Below are 19,793 nucleotides of genomic sequence, written 5' to 3'. Positions count from 1 at the left end.
GTCTAAATTTGCAATCTTAAATTTATAGAGATGTCTAAGATCCAAACAAATCCATCCATCATTACGCGTGATGTAGATAAAATTGCCGAAAAGACGGGAAACGTGTACGAATCGATTTCCATTATTTCGCAGAGAGCTCGTCAAATCTCTAGTAAGATGAAAGAGGAATTATCAGGTAAGTTATCTGAGTTTGCTTCTTCAGTTGATAATTTAGAGGAAATTTTCGAGAACCGTGAGCAAATCGAAATTTCAAAATATTATGAGCGTATGCCAAAGCCGTCTGCTTTAGCTATCGACGATTTTATGGCCGATAAGGTAGACTATCGTGTACGTGAAGAAGGTACAGACGAAAAATAGTTTTATTTCGTTTGATTTCTAACCATGAAATCTACTCCCTTTATTCTGAGCTTTATCATGTTGCTAACTTCCTGGGGACTATGTGCCCAGGAGTTACAGGCAACGGTGACCATCAATACCGAGCAATTGCAGCTCGACCAACAGCGCGGAAGCAATCAAATTTATCCAGAGTTACAAAGAACCATGCAAGACTTTCTTAATGGAAGACGCTGGTCCAATGATAATTTTGCTCCGGAAGAAAAAATCAAAGTCAATATCAATTTATTATTAACAAAAGCAACTTCACAGGGCGACTTTGAGGCAAATGCTCGTGTGCAAGTATTACGACCGGTCTTTGGGACGTCTTATGAAACCATTGTATTGAATATCATCGATAAGAGTTTCAATTTCAAGTATTTATTAGGCATGCCCTTAACTTATAATGACAATTCGTACATCGATAATTTAAGTGCTATGCTGGCCTATTATGCCTATTTAGCATGTGCCTTTCAGTATGATTCATTTGGAAAAATGGGAGGTGATATATTTGCTCAGAAATTATTCAATTTGACTAATTTAGCCCAAACTTCGGGTACTGGATGGGGTGTAGTGAGTGATGTTCGAAGCCGGGTAGCCATTTCCGAAAGTCTGATGAACCAACAGTTACAAGGTGTTCGCGAAGTAAATTATACCTATCACAGACTATTATTGGATACTTATAAAGACCAACCTGATGAGACCAGAAAAGGAATATTGGAACTATTAAATCAGATTCGTCAAATCAATCAAATCCGACCAGGTGCGGCAAGTATCCGTATTTTCTTTGATGCAAAAGCTGATGAGATTTTTTCCATCATGGATGAGGCAGAACCTAGCGAGCGCCAACAAGCCTTTGCCTATTTGAGTTTATTGGATCCCATCCGAACTGAGACTTATAGAAAATTGATTCGGTAGGAAATAGTTTTTTGTTGATTCTTTTTTTTCTTTTCAAATGGATTGGATTCAATTCAATCTAATTCAATCCTATTCTTCTCTTTTATTCTTTTTTATTATTTCTTTTTAATTCTTTTTAATTCTCTTCTCAGAGATTTGACAAATCTTCAAGATTTGTCAAATCTAATTGACCTAGCGGTCAATTTCAATCGTTTTTATTCAATTGCTGATAATTATCTATTTATTGAACTTTTCATTTCCAAAGTGGATAGTATTCCCTGAAATTTACAGAATGATAAATATTCGGTAATTTGACATCCATGAATATAGAATACAAGGCTATTCAGATCTAAATTCTCACTAATTAATATTCCTAAACCTTGTTCTCCAAAGTTAAAATACATAGACCCTCTGTTTTCTCCGTTACTTTATTTCGGTTATCAATCCTGTGACCTATTACCCAAACCACTGAACCTTTACTCAATACCAATTGCACATTTTTCTTCAGGTTTAATGGTACTTTTTTATCTGTTAAAAAATCCGAAATCAATTTCTTTTGATTCATCCCCAACGGACAAAACCAGTCGCCCTCTTGGTATTTTCTGATTTCTAAAGGGAATGTCAGTGTTTCAGCATCCAAGCAAGCTACATGTGCTCCCGTTGGAGGAATAAATCCTTTCTCATTTTCTCCAAAATCAATGTGTAGATAATGTTTTCCTAAATCCACAGTTTCATCCTCCTCTTGAACCAAAATTGGCTTGAATTCCGATTGATCCTTAGGACTTATCACCCATTGTTGACGGTCAATATTTAAGATATGACTTGGGGATTCAAATAGTTTACCAATTTGTTTTTCATCTGCTGCTAAAATATGATGAATGGAATCTGAAGGAAAGTGATAGGATAATAGAAACTGCTCGCGCATAACCGTTTCTTTTTCCATGAAACCGTTTTCAGATAATTGTACAAATACATTTCCCGTTTGATCCGTTCTACAACGCTCTTGTTTCCAAAGGGATAATTCCGCTTGCATCCATCGTTCTATACTGGCAATATTAGCACTGCTTTGTGCTACACTTTGTTCAAAATGTGCATTTAATTCGATCAACTTGGGAATAATTTCATGTCGAATGAAATTCCTTTGGTATTTGTTCGAGGCATTCGAAGAATCTTCCCTCCAGGCTAATTTCTGACTAACTACGAAATCAAAAATCTGCTCCTGGCTAGCAAAAGCCATAGGCCGTATGATGTAGCCATTTTTAATTGGAATTCCATGAAAACCGGCTAAACCTGCACCCCGACTCAAATTCATCAATACCGTTTCTGCACTGTCCATCTGATGATGAGCTGTAGCAATATAGTCATATGCTTCTTTTTGACGGATTTCTTCAAACCAATCATAACGCAAGATCCGAGCAGCTACCTGAGTGGATAATTTTTCTTTTTCAGCAAAGGCCAAGGTATCAAAGCAAATCGTATGATAAGGAACCTTCAAGGTCTTGGCCATTTTTTTAACAAATACTTCATCTGCTAAAGATTCTTCACCCCTCAAACTAAAATTAACATGCGCTATTCCAAAATTAAATTTGGCCAATGAAAACAGTTTAGCCATGATTACGGAGTCTATTCCGCCGCTCACAGCCAATAAAATTTTTTGATCGGCCTGGAATAAATTCTCTTTTCGAACAAATTGGATGAAATCTTCCAGCATAAAAATGGTAAATTGCGTGATAAAGCCACGAAATTAACGATTCGCTTTCAACATGCGTTATAAATCGCTCATTTTCCTACTGTTTCTCTTGTTATTACCTGCCTTGGCCTGGTGTCAAAGTCAGGTACAAGTAATTTCTGCGGATAGTTTAAATGGTATTCAGGTGGAATCTAACATGATCAAGAAATTGATTGGGAAAGTCGTGCTTCGTCAAGGAACAACTACCTTATCTTGTGATCAAGCGATTTTGAATAGTAGTACCAATAACGTGGAAGCCTATGGTCGTGTGAAAATTATACAAGCTGATACTGTTACCATTACTGGAGATTCTGCACTTTATAACGGCGATCTCCGACAAGCCTATATGTTGGGCCGTGTTAAATTGGATGATCATACCATTGTGTTGAATACCAATAAGTTGGATTACGACATGAATACCAAAATGGCGGTTTACCATACAGGGGCTAAGATTTTGGATAAGAAAACTACACTTACAAGCAAGGAAGGTTTTTATAATACTGTTACCAAGAACTTTTTATTTAAAGAAAAAGTACGAGTGGTGGACAAGGAAGGAGGGGCCCTGAAAGCCGATTCCTTACGATATAATACTGCGACTAAAGAAGCTTTTTTCATCTGTCCGACAGAAATAATCAATAAAAAGGATACGGTTTATACCAAATCCGGGTTTTATAATACCCAGACGAAAGTCTCCAATTTTACTGGGCGTTCTACCGCCAAGATGGAAGATTATACCTTAACTGCAGATACCTTGTTTTATGATAGTCCCACTAAAATTGGAGTAGCCATAGGTAATGTGGAATTTTTAAGCCAAAAAGATAAAGTCGTATTGACGGGAAAAAATGGTCGCTACAATGGTAAAACAGGAATTACTCGTGTATATGGCCATGCCCTCATGCGAAATATTATGGAAAAGGATACCTTATATTTAACTGCTGACACCCTCGTTTCCTTTGATAATAAACAAGATTCTGTTCGCAAGTTATATGCTTATAAGCACGTTCAAATCTATAAATCTGATTTATCAGCCCGATGTGACTCCTTGGGATATGACATGCGAGATTCAGTCATTCATTTTTATCAAAAGCCCATCATTTGGACCAATGATTCACAGTCAACAGCTGATTCAATTTCTTTATTTATGGTGAATCAGAAATTGAGAGAAATGCGTCTCAGGGGGCATTCTTTTGTGATTTCGGCAGATTCGGCATCTCATTTTAATCAAATAAAAGGTCGAAAGGTTTGGGTGTTTTTTAAGGAAGATTCCAAACTGAGGAGGGTGAATGTGGAAGGAAATGGTGAGAGTATTTATTATGTGATGGACGACAAAAAAGTAACGACTGGTCTAAATCGTGTCGAATGCAGTAGAATGAATCTATTTTTCGATGATAATAAAGTCAAACGCATAACTTTTATTACGAAGCCCGAGGCAAAATTTGTTCCACCAAAAGAATGGAATGAAGATTTGGAAGTTTTGGATGGATATCGTTGGCGAATCAACGAAAAAGTAAGCTTGAAAAAACTGATGGATGCCGTGAATGCAACGGAATTATCCATACCAATTGTTAAAAATCCTTAAAATAGAGCCTTTGGTCATTCATAATGTACCATTTGGCCTATTTCAATTTTTCTAAGACAATATCTGTCTTATTTTTGTTTTCTATTAATCTTGAAATGAATCGATACTTATCCTTTATGTTGTCTTGCATCATGATGCTACTCTTAATCGAGAGTTCATGGAATGTGAACGCACAGGGAGAAGGTAAATCTAGATCTCGTTTGGAGATGAAATCAAAACCTAGTCCTGTTCGTTTGCCGATTTTGTTAGCTAAAAGAAGCTTTAATATTAATCCCCAATTGCAAACGAGTTTAAACATTCACGAGAATACTTATATCAGCCAGTTTTTAAAGAATAGTTATGCTCAGCCTAGCTCTCAGAAAACAGCGGAACCAATGAATTTGGAACGTAAGCTGACAGAAGAGGCTGGAACTAACGATAATTTTTTGTTTCAATCGGACCGGCTAGTGGTTTCTAATTTATATCCCAATCCAGCAAGTGAGTATGCCGATATTGATTTTCAAATGAATACATCCAACCAAGAGGTAAAGATTGTGATCTATAATATTTTAGGTCAAGAAATCAAGGAGTTGGTATTAGATAAAGATCAACGCAATGCGCGTATTTCTTTGAGGGAATTCAACAGTGGGATGTATATGTATCAACTAATGATCGATGGTCGCTCTATTGTTACCAAGAAGTTGATAGTTAGAAAGCAATAAGCAATAATTTTAACGAAAAATTCGTTCGTTTGAAACAACGTCGTCAAGGTTTGGAACCTTGACGACGTTGTTTTTTAACCCATTAAAATCCACTAACCGTCCTCTTAATAAATGCGGTTAGATCCGCTCCAGTTAATAGATTTTGAGATAATAAAGCCAAATCAGCAATTTGCTTCGCTAAATTTTTCTTTTCATCCTCTGATGGTAATTCAATCAATTTATTGATCAATGGGTGGTTGGCATTGATGGTAATTTGATAGGTCATTGGCATATTACCAAACATACCCATACCGCCACCACCTGTTTTAGACATATCGCTCATTCGACGCATGAATTCATTTTGTGTTACAATGGCAGGTAATTCATCCGGCGACATAGCCTCAACACTCACCTGTTTTTGTTTGTCGTTCAGCGTTTCTTCAAAAATTGCCTTTACCGTATTTTTTTGATCATCTGTCAACACCGCCTCCAATTGGATACCTGTGTCGATTAATTTATCAATGGAATCTGCATCCACGCGTTTCCACTGCGTTTTTTCAATTTTTGATTCCATTTGATTAATGAAATGGGCATCAATCATGGAGTCCATTTTTAATACGGAATACCCTTTTTGAATGGCGGATTGAATAAAGGCATCTTGTTGCTGTACGTCTGTGGTGTATAAATACACTTTCTGACCATCTTTATCTGTTTGTAAAGCTTGAACTTCCTCGGCATATTCATCCAAGGTGAAAAGCTTATAAGCCGTGTTTTCGACCAAGCAGAAATCTTTTGCTTTTTCAAAAAACTTTTCATCCGAAATCATTCCATATTTGATGAATAAGCCAATATTAGCAAATTTTTCTTCAAAGCCAGGTCTGTCAGATTTGAATAGCTCTTGTAATTTATCAGCTACCTTTTTTGTGATATAGCTATTGATTTTCTTTACATTAGAATCCGCCTGCAAGAAACTTCTCGAAACATTTAAAGGGATATCTGGGGAGTCGATTACCCCATGCAAGAGCATTAAAAACTCTGGTACAATGTCTTTTACCTCATCTGTTATGAATACTTGGCGACTGTACAACTGAATTTTTTCACGCTGCAATTGGAACTCATTTTTCACTTTTGGGAAATATAGAATTCCAGTCAAATTGAATGGATAATCTACATTGAGATGAATCCAAAATAATGGTTTCTCTTGAAATGGATATAATTCTTCGTAAAATTTCAAGTAATCTTCATCGCTTAATTCAGACGGAGATTTAGTCCAAAGTGGAGAAGGATTATTGATGATTTTATCTTGGAATTCTATCGGTATAGGTAAAAATTTACCATATTTTTCTAGGATGGATTTCAAACGGAACTCATCTAAAAATTCCTCAGAATCTTCGGCAATGTGCAAGATGATGTCGGTTCCCCTTTCGGCTTTTTCAGCGGAATTGATGCTATATTCAGTAGATCCATCACAAATCCACTGAGCAGCTTCAGCGCCCTCTTGATGTGATTTTGAAATAATTTCCACTTCGGATGCTACCATGAAGGCAGAGTAAAATCCTAGACCAAAATGGCCAATGATTCCTTTGTCGTCACCTTTATCCTTGTATTTTTCTACAAACTCGGTGGCGCCAGAAAAGGCAATTTGGTTGATGTATTTTTTTATTTCTTCGGCTGTCATACCAATTCCATTGTCGGAAATGGTGATAGTTTTCGCCTCTTTGTCAAAACTTACTTTGACTTTCAATTCACCTAATTCGCCATTGAATTCTCCAATGGAGCTTAATCTCTTGATTTTTTGACTGGCATCTACCGCATTAGAGACTAATTCACGAAGAAAAATTTCGTGATCCGAATAGAGGAATTTTTTAATGATCGGAAAAATGTTCTCGGTGTGAATGGAGATATTACCTGTTTCTTTCATATTGTTCATGAGGAGTGATTAAAAATCTTTAATTTGTTGGAGGATTAACAAAAACGAATCCAAATTTGATGGAGGTGTCATATTGTCAGTAATTATGTCGAAAAGCATCATACGAAGTGAAAGCAATTGTCTCAATTGTGGGAAAGAAGTAACAGCTCGTTACTGTTCTCATTGTGGACAAGAAAATAGGGAACCCTATGAATCATTTTTGTCTTTAATGATTCATTTTGTGGAAGATATCACCCATTTTGATGGGGCCTTATTTAAGACTTGTAAAACCTTATTTTTACAACCTGGAAGTTTAACCCAGGCTTATTTATTAGGTAAACGAAGTAGTTATTTGCATCCCATCCGCTTTTACCTGTTTACTTCAGCCTTTTTCTTTTTGACTTTATTTTATGTCTTTGAGCCCTTACAATTTACTTGGAGTAAAGATACCAAGGCCATAGAGGTGGCCTCCTTTCAAGTAAAGGTAGATAAACGTGATACTTATTTGAATTCAAATGAGCTTCAGCGTTATAAAAAAAGCCAATTAGATAAGCCAGAATCAGCGCGAGATTCTCCACTTTTTCAAAATATACTTGTTCATTATTTTGAGTTACAAAAAAAGTATCCAGACAGTAAGCAGTTTTACCGTGCTTTGTATGATGGCGTTACGCACAAAATGTCCCAAGTTTTATTTGTAACCATACCCATCCTAGCCTTGATTTTGCAGTGCATCTTTATTCGAAGGAAACATTTTTACTTCATGCACCATGGTATATTTGTGTTACATATGGCTACGAGTTGGTTCATTGTTCTGTTTTTAAGAAATGTATTTGACCTAATTCAATTAGCCTTATCATGGGACTTCCTTAATGTGGTAAAAAGTTTCTTGGTGATCGCTTGGATATATTTTTATTATCGAAGTTTTACAAACTTTTATCAATTGAAAGGCGTTAAGTCGATTGGATTGTTTGCAGCAACTTTTAGTTTACAATTCGTATTTGTTTTCATTTTGTTTATTTCTCTGGTTCTATTTTCATTTTTTAGTTTATAAATCAAGCATATGCGCCTCATTCTGCTGGGAGTTTTTTGTTTAAGTTGGGTCTGTTTGAAGGCTCAGCAAGAATCATTACGCATGGTATACCCATTTATTCCCTTGTCCATTAATCCTGCTGATGCAGGTGGAAAAGGTGTGGCTTCTGTGACGGGTATATTTCGTAGAAAACCTTTATTCCAACAAACCGGAGGAGCAACTTCATCGCAGCAATATTTCAGTTTTGATATGCCCATCCGTCAAGAAAAATGGGGGATAGGTTTTTTGGCCTACAATACGGATCAATCCTACGGACCTTTGGGAGGCGGAGTAGCAGCCAATTTAGGTCTTGCTGGATTGGTAGCCAAGCGATTTGTCATTGGAAAAGGTCAGGGATTACAACTAGGTCTTAATTTAGGTTTGAATCAATATCCTATTTTGGGAAGAAATGGGACATCTGAGTTTGGAGGAAGCATCGGTTTTGGTATTTCTTATCAGTATGACCGATTGGAGTTAGGACTTAGTCGTCCAACTCAAAGTTTACGAGATTTAGGATGGTCAAATCCCAATCCAATTTATGCCAAAATTGCTTATCAAATGGATGCAGGAAAAGGGAATTTGCTGAAACTGGGTGCACTTGCTCGTCAACAATACGAGGAGACTAGGGTAGATTTACATGCCGTTTTTTGGTGGCAAGAAAAAGTGGGTTTGGGTATTTGGTGGCAAAATACGGGATCTGAGTTTTCCAATGAGGCATTGTTGGGCAGTGTGGAAGTTCCATTGGGAAGAAATTTCCGAGTGGGTTATGCCTATGATTTTTTAGGAAGGAATTCGGTGTATTATGCGCCAGGTACGAACAATACAGGAACTAGTACGACGCAAACGGCAGTCTCTGCTTATCATCAAATTTTTATGAGGTATGAGATAGATTTAGGGAATGGGAAGATAGCCAATTTTAGACCCTAGGTATTCGGGTAAATAATTTGATTATCCATAGATATAATAATAAAATTTAAAGATTTTTTTTGGCCTTGCAAGTTGCGGCATAAATCCTTGGAAATTTGTGCTCTAAACGGGAAAAAACCCCAATTTTTTTGGGGATAATTATAATCCCCTTCGTAAATTGCGAAGATTTTTTTAGACAAGATTAAATAAATTTATCCAATCAATAACGTTTGAAACTTTTCTGGATATAGGCCAGATTTTACATTATGGATTCATTTTCCTACGTTGCCAATGCTGATACACAGGTTATTTCTGACTTGTTTGATGCGTATAGAGTTGACCCCAATTCAGTAGACAGTTCTTGGAGAGATTTTTTCAAGGGTTTTGAGTTTGCTCAAACTTGGCAAGGAGAAGGCGCTTCGTCTTCAGGTGCTGCCTTGGATAGTTCGCATGTTCAAAAAGAAATGTCAGTTATCAGCTTGATAAAGGCCTTTCGTTCTAGAGGACATTTGCTTTCTAAAACCAATCCGGTTCGTGCCCGCAAAGATCGTCAGCCTCGCTTAGAAATTAAGGATTATTCACTTTCCGAAGCAGATTTAGATACCGTATTTCAGGCAGGTAGTTTCTTGGGTATAGGTCCAGCTACTTTACGCAAGATTTGCGAAGTTTTAGATAAAATATACGCAGGTTCCATAGGTTTTGAGTATTCCTACATTCGTGAAGTTCGTGTTAAAGAGTGGTTAAGAAATAAAATAGAAAAAGAGGCATTGTCATTTATGCCTTCGATAGAAGAGAAAAAGCAAATTTTACAAAAGCTGAATGAGGCGGTTGTATTTGAAAATTTCTTAGGAACTAAATATTTAGGTCAGAAGCGTTTCGGTTTAGAGGGAGGAGAGAGCACGATTGCCGGTTTAGACGCTATCATCAACAAAGCGGCTGATTCTGGGGTGAAGCAAGCCATGATAGGTATGGCTCACCGTGGTCGCTTAAATGTGTTGGCCAACATCATGCATAAATCTTATGAGGCTATTTTTGATGGATTTGAAGGAAATGTTCCTGACCAAATTCATGGAGATGGTGATGTGAAATACCACTTAGGATATTCTAGTCAGCATACAAGCCCTAATGGAAATGAGATTTCTTTGAAATTGGCACCCAATCCTTCTCACCTAGAAGCGGTTAATCCCTTGGTTGAAGGTTTTTGTCGGGCTAGTGCCGATGCCCATTATGAGGGAGATTATTCCCAAGTATTACCCATTTTAATACATGGAGATGCGGCTTTAGCAGGTCAGGGTATTGTTTATGAGGTAACTCAAATGGCTAAATTGAAGGGTTATTCTACCGGAGGAACCATTCACTTTGTCATCAATAATCAAGTAGGATTCACAACGGATTTTGAGGATGCTCGTTCGGCCATATATTGTACCGATGTTGCTAAAATCATCGATGCTCCTGTATTTCACGTAAATGGCGATGACCCTGAGGCAGTTGTTTTTGTGTCACGCATGGCAGCAGAATTCCGTCAGGAGTTTGGTCGTGATGTATTTGTTGATATGGTATGTTACCGTAGAAACGGTCACAACGAGTCGGATGAGCCACGTTTTACTCAACCTACTTTGTATGCCAACATCACCAATCACCCAAATCCAAGAGAGATTTATACACAAACATTAATCAAGCGTGGTGATATTGATGCCAAATTAGCCAGTCAGATGGATTCCGAATTTAAGGCGGAATTGCAGGCTCGCTTGGATATGGTCAAACAAAAAGTAAAGCCTCCCTATGTTCCCTTAAAGTTGGATAATAAATGGTCTACTTTGCGTTTCTCCAAAGAAGGAGATTTTGCTAGCTCACCCAATACAGCGATAAATAAATCAACGATTGATTTGGTGGCCAAGGCTATAACCACTTTACCAGCTGGTTTTGTTGCATTGAAGCAAATTGAAAAGGTTATTGCTGACCGTAAATCGTATTTTGAAAAGGGAGAATTAAATTGGGCAACAGCTGAATTATTAGCTTATGGCTCAATTTTGGCCGAAGGAAAAACGGTACGTTTATCAGGTCAAGATGTTCAACGTGGTACATTCTCTCATCGCCATGCGGTATTGCATGATGCCAATACGAATAGTAATTATTGTAATTTAGATCATATAAAAGAAGGACAAGAGAAGATGCAAATCTTCAATTCCTTGCTTTCTGAATATGGTGTTTTAGGATTTGAATTTGGGTATGCATTGGCTAATCCAGATGCTTTAGTGATTTGGGAAGCCCAATTTGGTGATTTTGCCAATGGTGCACAGACCATGATTGACCAATTTGTAAGTTCACATGAATCAAAATGGGGAACACAAAATGGTTTGGTAATGCTATTGCCTCATGGTTATGAAGGGCAAGGTCCCGAGCACTCCAATGCTCGCCCAGAACGTTTCTTGCAATTAGCTTCAGAGAACAATATGGTGGTTGCTAATTTGACAACACCTGCCAATATTTTCCATGCCTTACGTCGACAATTGACTTGGGAATTCCGTAAACCATTGGTGGTTATGTCTCCTAAATCGATTTTCCGTCATCCTAAGGTGGTTTCTCCAATTGAAGCCTTCACTAAAGGTAAATTCCAAGAGGTCATTGGGGATAGTTTTGCTGAAAAAGCAAAGGTTAAAAAAGTGTTATTGTGCAGTGGAAAAGTGTATTTTGACCTACTAGAAAAACAAGAAAAAGATGCTCGTAAAGATGTGGCGATTATTCGAATTGAACAATTGCACCCACTACCAACGGCTCAAATAGAAAAGGAAATAGCTCAATATAAAAATGCCGATGTGTATTTTGTTCAGGAAGAACCAGAAAACATGGGCTATTGGTCTTATATTATTCGTGAATTTGGTTGGACTAAATTCAAAGGTTTGGTAGCACGTAAAAAGAGTGCATCTCCTGCCACAGGATTCTTAAAGGTACATGCAGAAGAGCAAGCTGCCTTGATAAATAAAGCGTTTGAATAATTAAAATAAAAGCCGAACAACAATGGCCATAGAAATGAAAGTGCCCGCTGTGGGCGAATCGATTACGGAAGTTACCGTTGCTACATGGAATAAGAAAGAGGGTGATATAGTGAAGTTGGATGAAGTTCTTTGTGAATTGGAGTCAGATAAGGCAACTTTTGAATTGCCAGCAGAAGCGGAAGGTGTACTGCATATAGTAGCGAAAGAAGGTGATGTTTTACCAATTGGCGCTGTTATTTGCACCATTGAAGTAGTTGGCGCTCAAGCCTCTGCTACAGCTCCAGTGCCTGCCGCGGTAGAAACTCCAAGTCCAGCACCAGTAGCATCTGCTGCTCCTGCTGCTCCTGCTGCTGCTACCGAAGGTAAAGTATTGGAAGTTAAGGTACCTCCAGTGGGTGAGTCCATTTCTGAAGTGACCGTATCTGTTTGGAATAAAAAAACAGGTGATACTGTTGCGTTAGATGAGGTTTTATGTGAATTAGAATCAGATAAGGCTACTTTTGAATTACCTGCTGAATCTGCAGGTGTTTTAAATATCGTGGCAGAATCTGGGGCTGTAGTGCCTATCGGTGGTATTTTAGCTACCATCACAGTTGGAGCATCTGGCACAGCCGTAGCAAATGCCACAGCTGCAGTACCTGCCACAGCCGTAGCACCTGCTACGACTCCTTCTTCACCCGCTACAGTCGTAGCAGGTGCTACGACTCTTTCTACAGCAGCTTCTTATGCTGCAGGACATCCTTCTCCGGCCGCTGCGAAAATATTGGACGAAAAAGGAATTGCTGCTTCACAAGTAGCAGGAACAGGAGTTGGTGGTAGAATTACGAAAGACGATGCTCAAAATGCCCAGGTAGCCCCACCTGCACCAGCAGCAGCTTCTGCACCAGCACCTGCTGTAGTTGCTAGTTCATCTAGCGATGCTCGGGCTTCTCGTCGTGAAAAAATGTCTTCATTACGTAAGACAGTGGCTCGTCGATTGGTAGCGGTAAAAAATGAAACGGCTATGTTGACTACCTTTAATGAGGTGGATATGAAGCCAGTAATGGATTTGCGTTCGAAGTACAAAGATAAGTTTAAAGAAAAGCATGGTGTTGGATTAGGCTTTATGTCCTTTTTCACTAAAGCCGTTTGTGTGGCGCTTAAGGAGTTTCCTTCTGTCAATGCGAAGATTGATGGAGATGAAATGGTATTCCATGATTTTTGTGATATTTCCATCGCAGTGTCTGCACCTAAAGGTTTAGTAGTCCCTGTTATTCGCAATGCTGAAAACCTAAGTTTAGCTGGAATCGAAGCCGAAGTAGTTCGTTTAGCTGTGAAAGCAAGAGATAATAAGTTGAGTTTAGAAGAAATGACGGGAGGAACCTTTACTATCACCAATGGTGGTGTATTTGGATCTATGATGTCCACTCCGATTATCAATGCCCCACAAGTAGCTATTTTAGGTATGCACAATATTGTGGAGCGTCCTGTTGTGGTGGATGGTCAAATTGTGATTAGACCTATGATGTACTTAGCTTTATCCTATGATCACCGCATCATTGATGGTCGTGAATCGGTTAGCTTTTTAGTACGTGTCAAGCAGTTGTTGGAAGATCCTGCTCGTTTATTATTAGATATTTAACAACGTGAATAGGCCTTTAGAGGCCTATTCCTTTTTTCCATTGCCTTATGTTAGAATTTGATGTTGTCGTTATTGGTTCAGGTCCTGGTGGTTATGTTGCAGCCATTCGTGCGGCCCAATTAGGGTTTAAAACTGCCATTATTGAAAAATATGCTGTCATGGGTGGTACCTGCTTAAACGTAGGTTGCATTCCTTCCAAAGCTTTATTGGATTCTTCAGAACATTATTACAATGCCATTCATCATTTTGAAGAACATGGAATAGTAGGAGGGAAACCCAAAGTTGATTTGGAAAAAATGATTGCCAGAAAAGCCGGTGTGGTGGAAAAAATGAATGGTGGTATTTCATTTTTAATGAAGAAAAATAAGGTAACGGTTTTTCATGGTTTAGGTTCATTTGAAAGTGCCAAAGTGGTGAAGGTTAGCCAAGCTGATGGAAAAGAGGAATTGCTAAGTGCCAAGAATATCATTGTGGCAACTGGTTCCAAACCTACCATTTTGCCTTTTATTCCTGTGGATAAAACGCGAATCATTACCTCAACTGAGGCATTGAAATTAAAAGAAATACCAAAACACTTGATTGTGATTGGAGCAGGTGTAATTGGAGCGGAGTTAGGTTCTGTTTATGCTCGCTTAGGTTCTAAGGTTAGTTTCGTGGAATATGCTGAAGGCATGATTCCAACCATGGATAGAACCATGGGAAAGGAATTGCAGAAATCAATTGCCAAGTTGGGAGCTGATTTTTACTTTTCTCACCAGGTTACTGGGGCTGAAAATAAAGGGAAAGAGGTAGTGGTTAAGGCTAAAAACGCGGCAGGTGAAGCCGTAGAAATTAAAGGAGATTATTGTTTGGTATGTATTGGTCGTAAGCCTTATACAGAAGGTTTGAATTTAGCCGCGGCTGGTCTGCAAGTCGATGAACGAGGAAGAATTGCCGTTGATGAGCACACCTTACAAACATCCGTTCCAGGCATCTATGCCATTGGTGATTTGATTCGAGGAGCAATGTTAGCGCATAAGGCAGAGGAAGAAGGTGTATTTGTGGCTGAGGTAATTGCTGGACAAAAGCCCCATATTAATTATAATTTGATTCCTGGAGTAGTTTATACTTGGCCAGAGGTAGCCGCTGTGGGTAAAACAGAGCAAGAGCTCAAGGCGGCAGGTATTGCCTACAAAGATGGTTCTTTTCCATTTAAGGCTTTGGGACGCGCCGTAGCCTCCATGGATGTAGATGGTCTAGTAAAAGTATTAGCTGATGCCCAAACAGATGAAATCTTAGGAGTTCATATCATTGGTGCTCGTGCTGCCGATATGATTGCAGAGGCAGTGGTAGCTATGGAATTCAGGGCTAGTGCAGAAGATGTGGCACGTATGTCTCATGCCCATCCTACCTACACGGAAGCCATGAAAGAAGCTTGTTTAGCAGCAACTAGCAAACGAGCTATTCACGCTTAATTTACTCGCTTGCATTTGCTTCTGAAGATTTAAAGCGGTTGGTCATTTTAATAAGTAAAAACATCACAAATGCGACTAAAATAAAGTCGATGAAAATGGTGATGAAATTACCGTATTGAATAGCGTTTTCCGGACTTAAAATTTTGCCACTAGCATCGTATTGAGCCTCTCTAAGGACATATTTCATTGATTTGAAATCTACACCTGTAGTTAACTCACCTACAATTGGCATAATGACGCCATCAATGAAAGCGGTGGTGACTTTACCGAATGCAGCTCCCATGATAAAGGCAACTGAAATTTCGATTAGACTGCCTTTCATGGCAAATTCTTTAAATTCTTTAATGATACTCATGTTTTGAAGGGATTTAATTTGAAATTATTTGCTGGAAATATTTAGAACTTTTTCGAATACACCCACTGTCGCTTAGATTTCAACTTGGCGACATGGATCAATCTTTCGAAATTCAAGTCCAAATACTTGATTTTTTTTTAATTTTCAATCGCTTGAAGAAAATTGTTTGCACAAATTCATAAGTAATAAATGAGTAAATTTGATTTTATCGTTTATAGCCATGAAAACACCACTTATTTTCTTGTCAATTTTTTTATTTTCTTCGGGACTCTTAGCTCAAAAGTCTGAGAAAGTTACGGTTTTCCAATCTGGCCAAGACTCTTATGCTAGTTTTCGAATTCCAGCTATCATCAAATTGCCTCATGGCGAACTTTTGGCTTTGGCAGAAGGTAGAAAAAAAAGTGCGGCCGATTTTGGGAATATTGATATTGTTTCCAAAAGAAGTAAAGACGGAGGAAAGACGTGGTCTGCTATACAAAAAGTCGTCGATGTAGATTCCTTACAAGCAGGGAATCCAGCCCCAGTCGTTGATTATTGGGATCCTGAATATCCTCAAGGAAGGATTTTTTTATTTTATAATACAGGGAATAATCACGAAAATTTAGTTCGACAAGGAAAAGGTCTCAGGGAAGTGTGGTATATCACCTCCACTGATGATGGAAAGACTTGGTCAAAGCCTACTAATTTGACTAAATCTGTTCATCGTCCTAGTCAAGAACCTTATAATTTTGCGGAAGATTGGCGTTCCTATGCTAATACGCCTGGTCATGCCATGCAAATTAGTTCAGGTAAATACCGAGGTCGAATATATGTGGCTGCCAATCATTCTAGTGGAGCGCCTAAGTCAGATTTTAGTGATTATGTTTCACATGGATTTTTTACCGATAATCATGGTGAAAGTTTTCAATTGAGCCAGTCTTTGGGACTTCCTGGAAGTAATGAGGCCACTGCTGCTGAACTTTCAGATAATCGATTACTGTTGAATGCGCGAAATCAAAGAGGAGATGTAAAAACCCGAATTGCAGCCATTAGTTCAGATGGCGGTAAAACATGGGATAAAACCTATTATGAAACATCCTTGCCAGATCCGGTATGTGAAGGTTCTTTATTATCTTTAGGATATCGCCAAGGTAAAAGTGTATTGGCTTTTTCCAATGCTGCTGATCCCGAAAATCGAAATCATTTAACCTTGCGAATTAGTTTTGATGAAGGTTTAACTTGGCCAATCAAACATGAAATAGATGCCACAAATGATCCTATAAAATTTCCTGATTTTACGGCATACTCAGACATTGTTAAATTAGAGGAAGATCGAATAGGCGTTTTATATGAGCGAAATGATTATTCGGAGATAGCATTTGTCAGTATAAAATGGGAGTAAATATTGGATTTTTGGCTAAGGCCAGCAACGCTGTCAAGGTTCCAAACCTTGCCAGCGTTAGCGATTTAGCTCAGTTAAGTGTAAGGAAGCGTCCTTAGCCAAACGATTGAAATCGTTAAAAAAATATACAAAAGATTAGATTACCAGTTTTTTGATTATTCTTCTACTTTCAGAGAATCGAAATCAATGACTTTGGTACGAGCATAAAAACGCCAAGAGAGTAATGTCGCGGAGCAAATTAAGCTACATGTTAATCCTATCCATATGCCAACAGCCCCCAAGTCACCATAAATACCTAAATAATAACTGAGAGGAATACCCACTCCCCAGTATGAAAATATGGTTATGGCTGTTGGAATATTTACATCTTGTAATCCACGAAGTAAGCCTAAGGAAACAGCTTGTATGCCATCAAATAATTGGAATATAGCTCCCCAGGTAACTAAATTGACGGCAATAGCTATCACTCCAGCTTCTTGGGTATATCCACGTACTAACCACGGTTTGCCAGTAAACATGATGATGGCACAAATTCCCATGAAAGCTATGGAAAGTAGTAATGCGGCATTACCAGATTTGTAAATTCCCATCCTATTTTTTTCTCCAATGTCTGAGCCAACATGAATTCCACCTGCTGCGGCGATACCTGTGGCCATCATGTAAGTCAAAGATGCCATGTTAATAGCCACTATATGGGCAGCTTGTGCCGTTGAAGAAATCCAACCCATCATGACTACAGCCATTCCAAAAGTTGCGATTTCAAAAAATCCTTGAAAACCAGATGGAATACCCACTTTCAGAATAGTCTTTTCTAAAACCCAATGATGATGTTCTGTACCTTGTTTAGCTAAATATTTTTTAAATGACCCAGATTTGAAAATATAAAATCCTAAACAAACAGCCATGAATATACGACAAAGTAAAGTTGAAATACCTGCTCCAAATAAACCCATGGCAGGAATTGGCCCTAATCCATTAATGCAGATATGATTACCAATAACATTTAATACTAAGGCGATAATGGTAATATTCATGGCGATTCTCGTACGTTTTAATCCGTCGGAAAAGCTTTTGAAGGCTGAGAAAAGGAAGGTAGGAATTACCGAAATGGCTATTAATACCAAATAGGGAAGGGTTAATTCTTTGTTGATAGCACTTTGTTGAAATAAGTCATAATTCCAGCCAATAATACCAATTAAGAAAATAGTGATGACTGATAAGAATAAGGATACTCGAATACCAGCTCGCAAGAGATTTCCGCATTCCGAATCATTATTCTCGGCTACTGCTTTAGAAATCATGGGCGAAATAATCTGCAAGCAGATTAAACCAATCACGGCAATTGTGAAGAAAATCGAACCCGCCATGCCAGAAGCCCCCAAGCTCTCTGCGGCCTGAGTTTTCATTTGTCCTACTTGAATGGTGTCCGCCAAACCCATAAGCATCACGCCTAATTGTCCGATAACAATAGGTAATGCTAATTTTATCGTACTGGCAATTTTGTCGCTAAGACTAATTTCATGCATGTATTAGATTCGAACAATTTCTGCACCTAAAGCATTTAGGCGAGTATCAATGTTTTGATATCCTCTGTCAATTTGCTCAATGTTATCAATAATTGAAGTACCTGTGGCCGACATAGCTGCAATTAATAAAGAAACCCCAGCACGGATATCAGGAGAGGACATACGTATGCCTTTCAAGTTTTGTTTTCTGTCAAAACCTACTACCGTAGCGCGGTGAGGATCACAGAGGATGATTTGAGCACCCATTTCTATTAGACGGTCCACAAAGAAAAGTCTACTTTCAAACATTTTTTGGTGGATCAATACGGTTCCTTTTGCTTGAATAGCAGTTACCAAAATGATTGATAATAAATCGGGTGTAAAACCTGGCCAAGGATGATCAGAAATGGTCAACATGGAGCCGTCAATGAAGTTTTCTAGTTCATAATGCTCTTGTGCCGGAACAAAAATATCATCTCCACGGAATTCCAGTTTGATACCAAGTTTGCGGAAAACATCAGGAATGATACCTAGCTCAGGAATTTTACAGTTTTTAATGGTAATTTCTGATTGAGTCATGGCAGCCATTCCAATGAAAGAACCAATTTCAATCATATCAGGTAACATGGTATGCTCGGTTCCTCCCAAGATTTCAACTCCTTCTATGGTTAATAAATTAGAACCAATTCCCGAAATTTTGGCACCCATGCGATTCAGCATTTTACATAATTGCTGTATATATGGTTCGCAAGCAGCATGGTAAATGGTGGTTGTCCCTTTGGCTAAAACCGCAGCCATTAAAATATTGGCCGTTCCAGTAACCGATGCTTCATCCAATAACATATAAGCCCCGGTAAGGTGTGAGGCATCTACTTCATAAAATCCACCATCTTCGGCACTATAATTGAATTTTGCCCCCAATTTCATGAATCCAGTAAAGTGAGTATCCAATCTTCTACGACCTATTTTATCACCTCCGGGTGAAGGAATACGTCCTTTTTTGAAACGAGCCAAGGTGGGTCCCAATAACATAACAGAACCACGTAAAGCAGCTGCTTTAGCTTTATATGTCTCAGATTCTAGGTATTCTATATTGACTTGGGATGCATCAAATTCAATGCTAGATTCACTTAATCTGCGAATTTTTACACCCATATCCCCCAATAAATCAATTAATTGATTGACATCACGGATATTGGGAATATTGTGTATGGTGACAGGTTCAGCAGTAAGAACTACAGCACATAAAATTTGTAATGCTTCGTTCTTTGCTCCTTGAGGAGTAATTTCTCCTGATAATTTTCTACCACCTGTTACTTTAAATGAGGCCATATGGGTCA

15 protein-coding genes are annotated in these 19,793 nt (G+C 38.4%); 10 read left to right on the top strand and 5 right to left on the bottom strand.

Annotation, left to right across the window (positions count from 1 at the left end):
• Window positions 1–39 precede the first annotated feature (39 nt).
• On the top strand, window positions 40–357 hold the full coding sequence (locus SKC36_RS03890; protein ID WP_459453237.1) for a DNA-directed RNA polymerase subunit omega: 318 nt from the start codon (window positions 40–42) through the stop codon (window positions 355–357).
• A 24-nt stretch (window positions 358–381) separates the two neighbouring features.
• Window positions 382–1,290, top strand: a complete 909-nt coding sequence (gene porD, locus SKC36_RS03885) for a type IX secretion system protein PorD (RefSeq protein WP_459453213.1) — start codon at window positions 382–384, stop codon at window positions 1,288–1,290.
• 352 nt (window positions 1,291–1,642) lie between these two features.
• On the opposite strand, the gene tilS is transcribed toward porD, so the two are convergent.
• Window positions 1,643–2,980: a tRNA lysidine(34) synthetase TilS gene (gene tilS, locus SKC36_RS03880; RefSeq protein ID WP_459453212.1), complete on the bottom strand. Its 1,338-nt coding sequence runs from the start codon at window positions 2,978–2,980 to the stop codon at window positions 1,643–1,645.
• Between the two features lie 52 nt (window positions 2,981–3,032).
• Here tilS and SKC36_RS03875 point away from each other — a divergent pair, with 52 nt between their 5' ends.
• Together SKC36_RS03875 and SKC36_RS03870 are read left to right on the top strand one after the other, a co-directional pair.
• Entirely contained in the window at window positions 3,033–4,577 is a 1,545-nt protein-coding gene (locus tag SKC36_RS03875; RefSeq protein WP_459453211.1) for an OstA-like protein, read from the top strand.
• 95 nt (window positions 4,578–4,672) lie between these two features.
• Complete coding sequence (locus tag SKC36_RS03870; protein WP_459464706.1) at window positions 4,673–5,278, top strand: T9SS type A sorting domain-containing protein; 606 nt, start codon at window positions 4,673–4,675, stop codon at window positions 5,276–5,278.
• Between the two features lie 82 nt (window positions 5,279–5,360).
• Here SKC36_RS03870 and htpG read toward each other — a convergent pair whose 3' ends face one another.
• Window positions 5,361–7,178, bottom strand: a complete 1,818-nt coding sequence (gene htpG, locus SKC36_RS03865; RefSeq protein WP_459464742.1) for a molecular chaperone HtpG — start codon at window positions 7,176–7,178, stop codon at window positions 5,361–5,363.
• 94 nt (window positions 7,179–7,272) lie between these two features.
• On the opposite strand from htpG, the gene SKC36_RS03860 reads away from it, so the two are divergent.
• The 5 genes from SKC36_RS03860 to lpdA all read left to right on the top strand — a co-directional run bounded on the left by SKC36_RS03860 (window position 7,273) and on the right by lpdA (window position 15,212).
• Entirely contained in the window at window positions 7,273–8,217 is a 945-nt protein-coding gene (locus SKC36_RS03860) for a DUF3667 domain-containing protein (RefSeq protein ID WP_459453209.1), read from the top strand.
• 9 nt (window positions 8,218–8,226) lie between these two features.
• Window positions 8,227–9,162: a type IX secretion system membrane protein PorP/SprF gene (locus SKC36_RS03855; protein WP_459453208.1), complete on the top strand. Its 936-nt coding sequence runs from the start codon at window positions 8,227–8,229 to the stop codon at window positions 9,160–9,162.
• A 245-nt stretch (window positions 9,163–9,407) separates the two neighbouring features.
• Window positions 9,408–12,137 carry a 2-oxoglutarate dehydrogenase E1 component gene (locus SKC36_RS03850; protein ID WP_459453207.1) on the top strand — a complete coding sequence of 910 codons (2,730 nt, stop codon included), beginning with the start codon at window positions 9,408–9,410 and terminating at the stop codon, window positions 12,135–12,137.
• Window positions 12,138–12,159: 22 nt separating this feature from the next.
• On the top strand, window positions 12,160–13,758 hold the full coding sequence (odhB, locus tag SKC36_RS03845; protein WP_459464704.1) for a 2-oxoglutarate dehydrogenase complex dihydrolipoyllysine-residue succinyltransferase: 1,599 nt from the start codon (window positions 12,160–12,162) through the stop codon (window positions 13,756–13,758).
• A gap of 47 nt (window positions 13,759–13,805) precedes the next feature.
• Entirely contained in the window at window positions 13,806–15,212 is a 1,407-nt protein-coding gene (gene lpdA, locus SKC36_RS03840) for a dihydrolipoyl dehydrogenase (protein WP_459453205.1), read from the top strand.
• 1 nt (window position 15,213) lies between these two features.
• Here lpdA and mscL read toward each other — a convergent pair whose 3' ends face one another.
• Window positions 15,214–15,567 carry a large conductance mechanosensitive channel protein MscL gene (mscL, locus tag SKC36_RS03835; protein ID WP_459464702.1) on the bottom strand — a complete coding sequence of 118 codons (354 nt, stop codon included), beginning with the start codon at window positions 15,565–15,567 and terminating at the stop codon, window positions 15,214–15,216.
• Between the two features lie 220 nt (window positions 15,568–15,787).
• On the opposite strand from mscL, the gene SKC36_RS03830 reads away from it, so the two are divergent.
• Entirely contained in the window at window positions 15,788–16,948 is a 1,161-nt protein-coding gene (locus tag SKC36_RS03830) for a sialidase family protein (RefSeq protein WP_459464700.1), read from the top strand.
• 155 nt (window positions 16,949–17,103) lie between these two features.
• On the opposite strand, the gene SKC36_RS03825 is transcribed toward SKC36_RS03830, so the two are convergent.
• Both SKC36_RS03825 and murA read right to left on the bottom strand, forming a co-directional pair.
• Window positions 17,104–18,474: an MATE family efflux transporter gene (locus tag SKC36_RS03825; protein ID WP_459464698.1), complete on the bottom strand. Its 1,371-nt coding sequence runs from the start codon at window positions 18,472–18,474 to the stop codon at window positions 17,104–17,106.
• A gap of 3 nt (window positions 18,475–18,477) precedes the next feature.
• Complete coding sequence (gene murA, locus SKC36_RS03820) at window positions 18,478–19,785, bottom strand: UDP-N-acetylglucosamine 1-carboxyvinyltransferase (protein WP_459453201.1); 1,308 nt, start codon at window positions 19,783–19,785, stop codon at window positions 18,478–18,480.
• Between the last annotated feature and the right edge of the window lie 8 nt (window positions 19,786–19,793).

It is taken from the genome of Aquirufa sp. OSTEICH-129A, from assembly GCF_054558355.1.
This window is presented reverse-complemented; position numbering and strand designations above follow the sequence as displayed.

Coding starts and splice junctions, on each gene's coding strand:
- SKC36_RS03825 (WP_459464698.1), bottom strand. CDS start 18,474: ATGCATGAAATTAGTCTTAGCGACAAAATTGCCAGTACGATAAAATTA.
- murA (WP_459453201.1), bottom strand. CDS start 19,785: ATGGCCTCATTTAAAGTAACAGGTGGTAGAAAATTATCAGGAGAAATT.
- SKC36_RS03875 (WP_459453211.1), top strand. CDS start 3,033: ATGCGTTATAAATCGCTCATTTTCCTACTGTTTCTCTTGTTATTACCT.
- htpG (WP_459464742.1), bottom strand. CDS start 7,178: ATGAAAGAAACAGGTAATATCTCCATTCACACCGAGAACATTTTTCCG.
- SKC36_RS03855 (WP_459453208.1), top strand. CDS start 8,227: ATGCGCCTCATTCTGCTGGGAGTTTTTTGTTTAAGTTGGGTCTGTTTG.
- lpdA (WP_459453205.1), top strand. CDS start 13,806: ATGTTAGAATTTGATGTTGTCGTTATTGGTTCAGGTCCTGGTGGTTAT.
- SKC36_RS03850 (WP_459453207.1), top strand. CDS start 9,408: ATGGATTCATTTTCCTACGTTGCCAATGCTGATACACAGGTTATTTCT.
- odhB (WP_459464704.1), top strand. CDS start 12,160: ATGGCCATAGAAATGAAAGTGCCCGCTGTGGGCGAATCGATTACGGAA.
- mscL (WP_459464702.1), bottom strand. CDS start 15,567: ATGAGTATCATTAAAGAATTTAAAGAATTTGCCATGAAAGGCAGTCTA.
- SKC36_RS03830 (WP_459464700.1), top strand. CDS start 15,788: ATGAAAACACCACTTATTTTCTTGTCAATTTTTTTATTTTCTTCGGGA.
- porD (WP_459453213.1), top strand. CDS start 382: ATGAAATCTACTCCCTTTATTCTGAGCTTTATCATGTTGCTAACTTCC.
- tilS (WP_459453212.1), bottom strand. CDS start 2,980: ATGCTGGAAGATTTCATCCAATTTGTTCGAAAAGAGAATTTATTCCAG.
- SKC36_RS03870 (WP_459464706.1), top strand. CDS start 4,673: ATGAATCGATACTTATCCTTTATGTTGTCTTGCATCATGATGCTACTC.
- SKC36_RS03860 (WP_459453209.1), top strand. CDS start 7,273: ATGTCGAAAAGCATCATACGAAGTGAAAGCAATTGTCTCAATTGTGGG.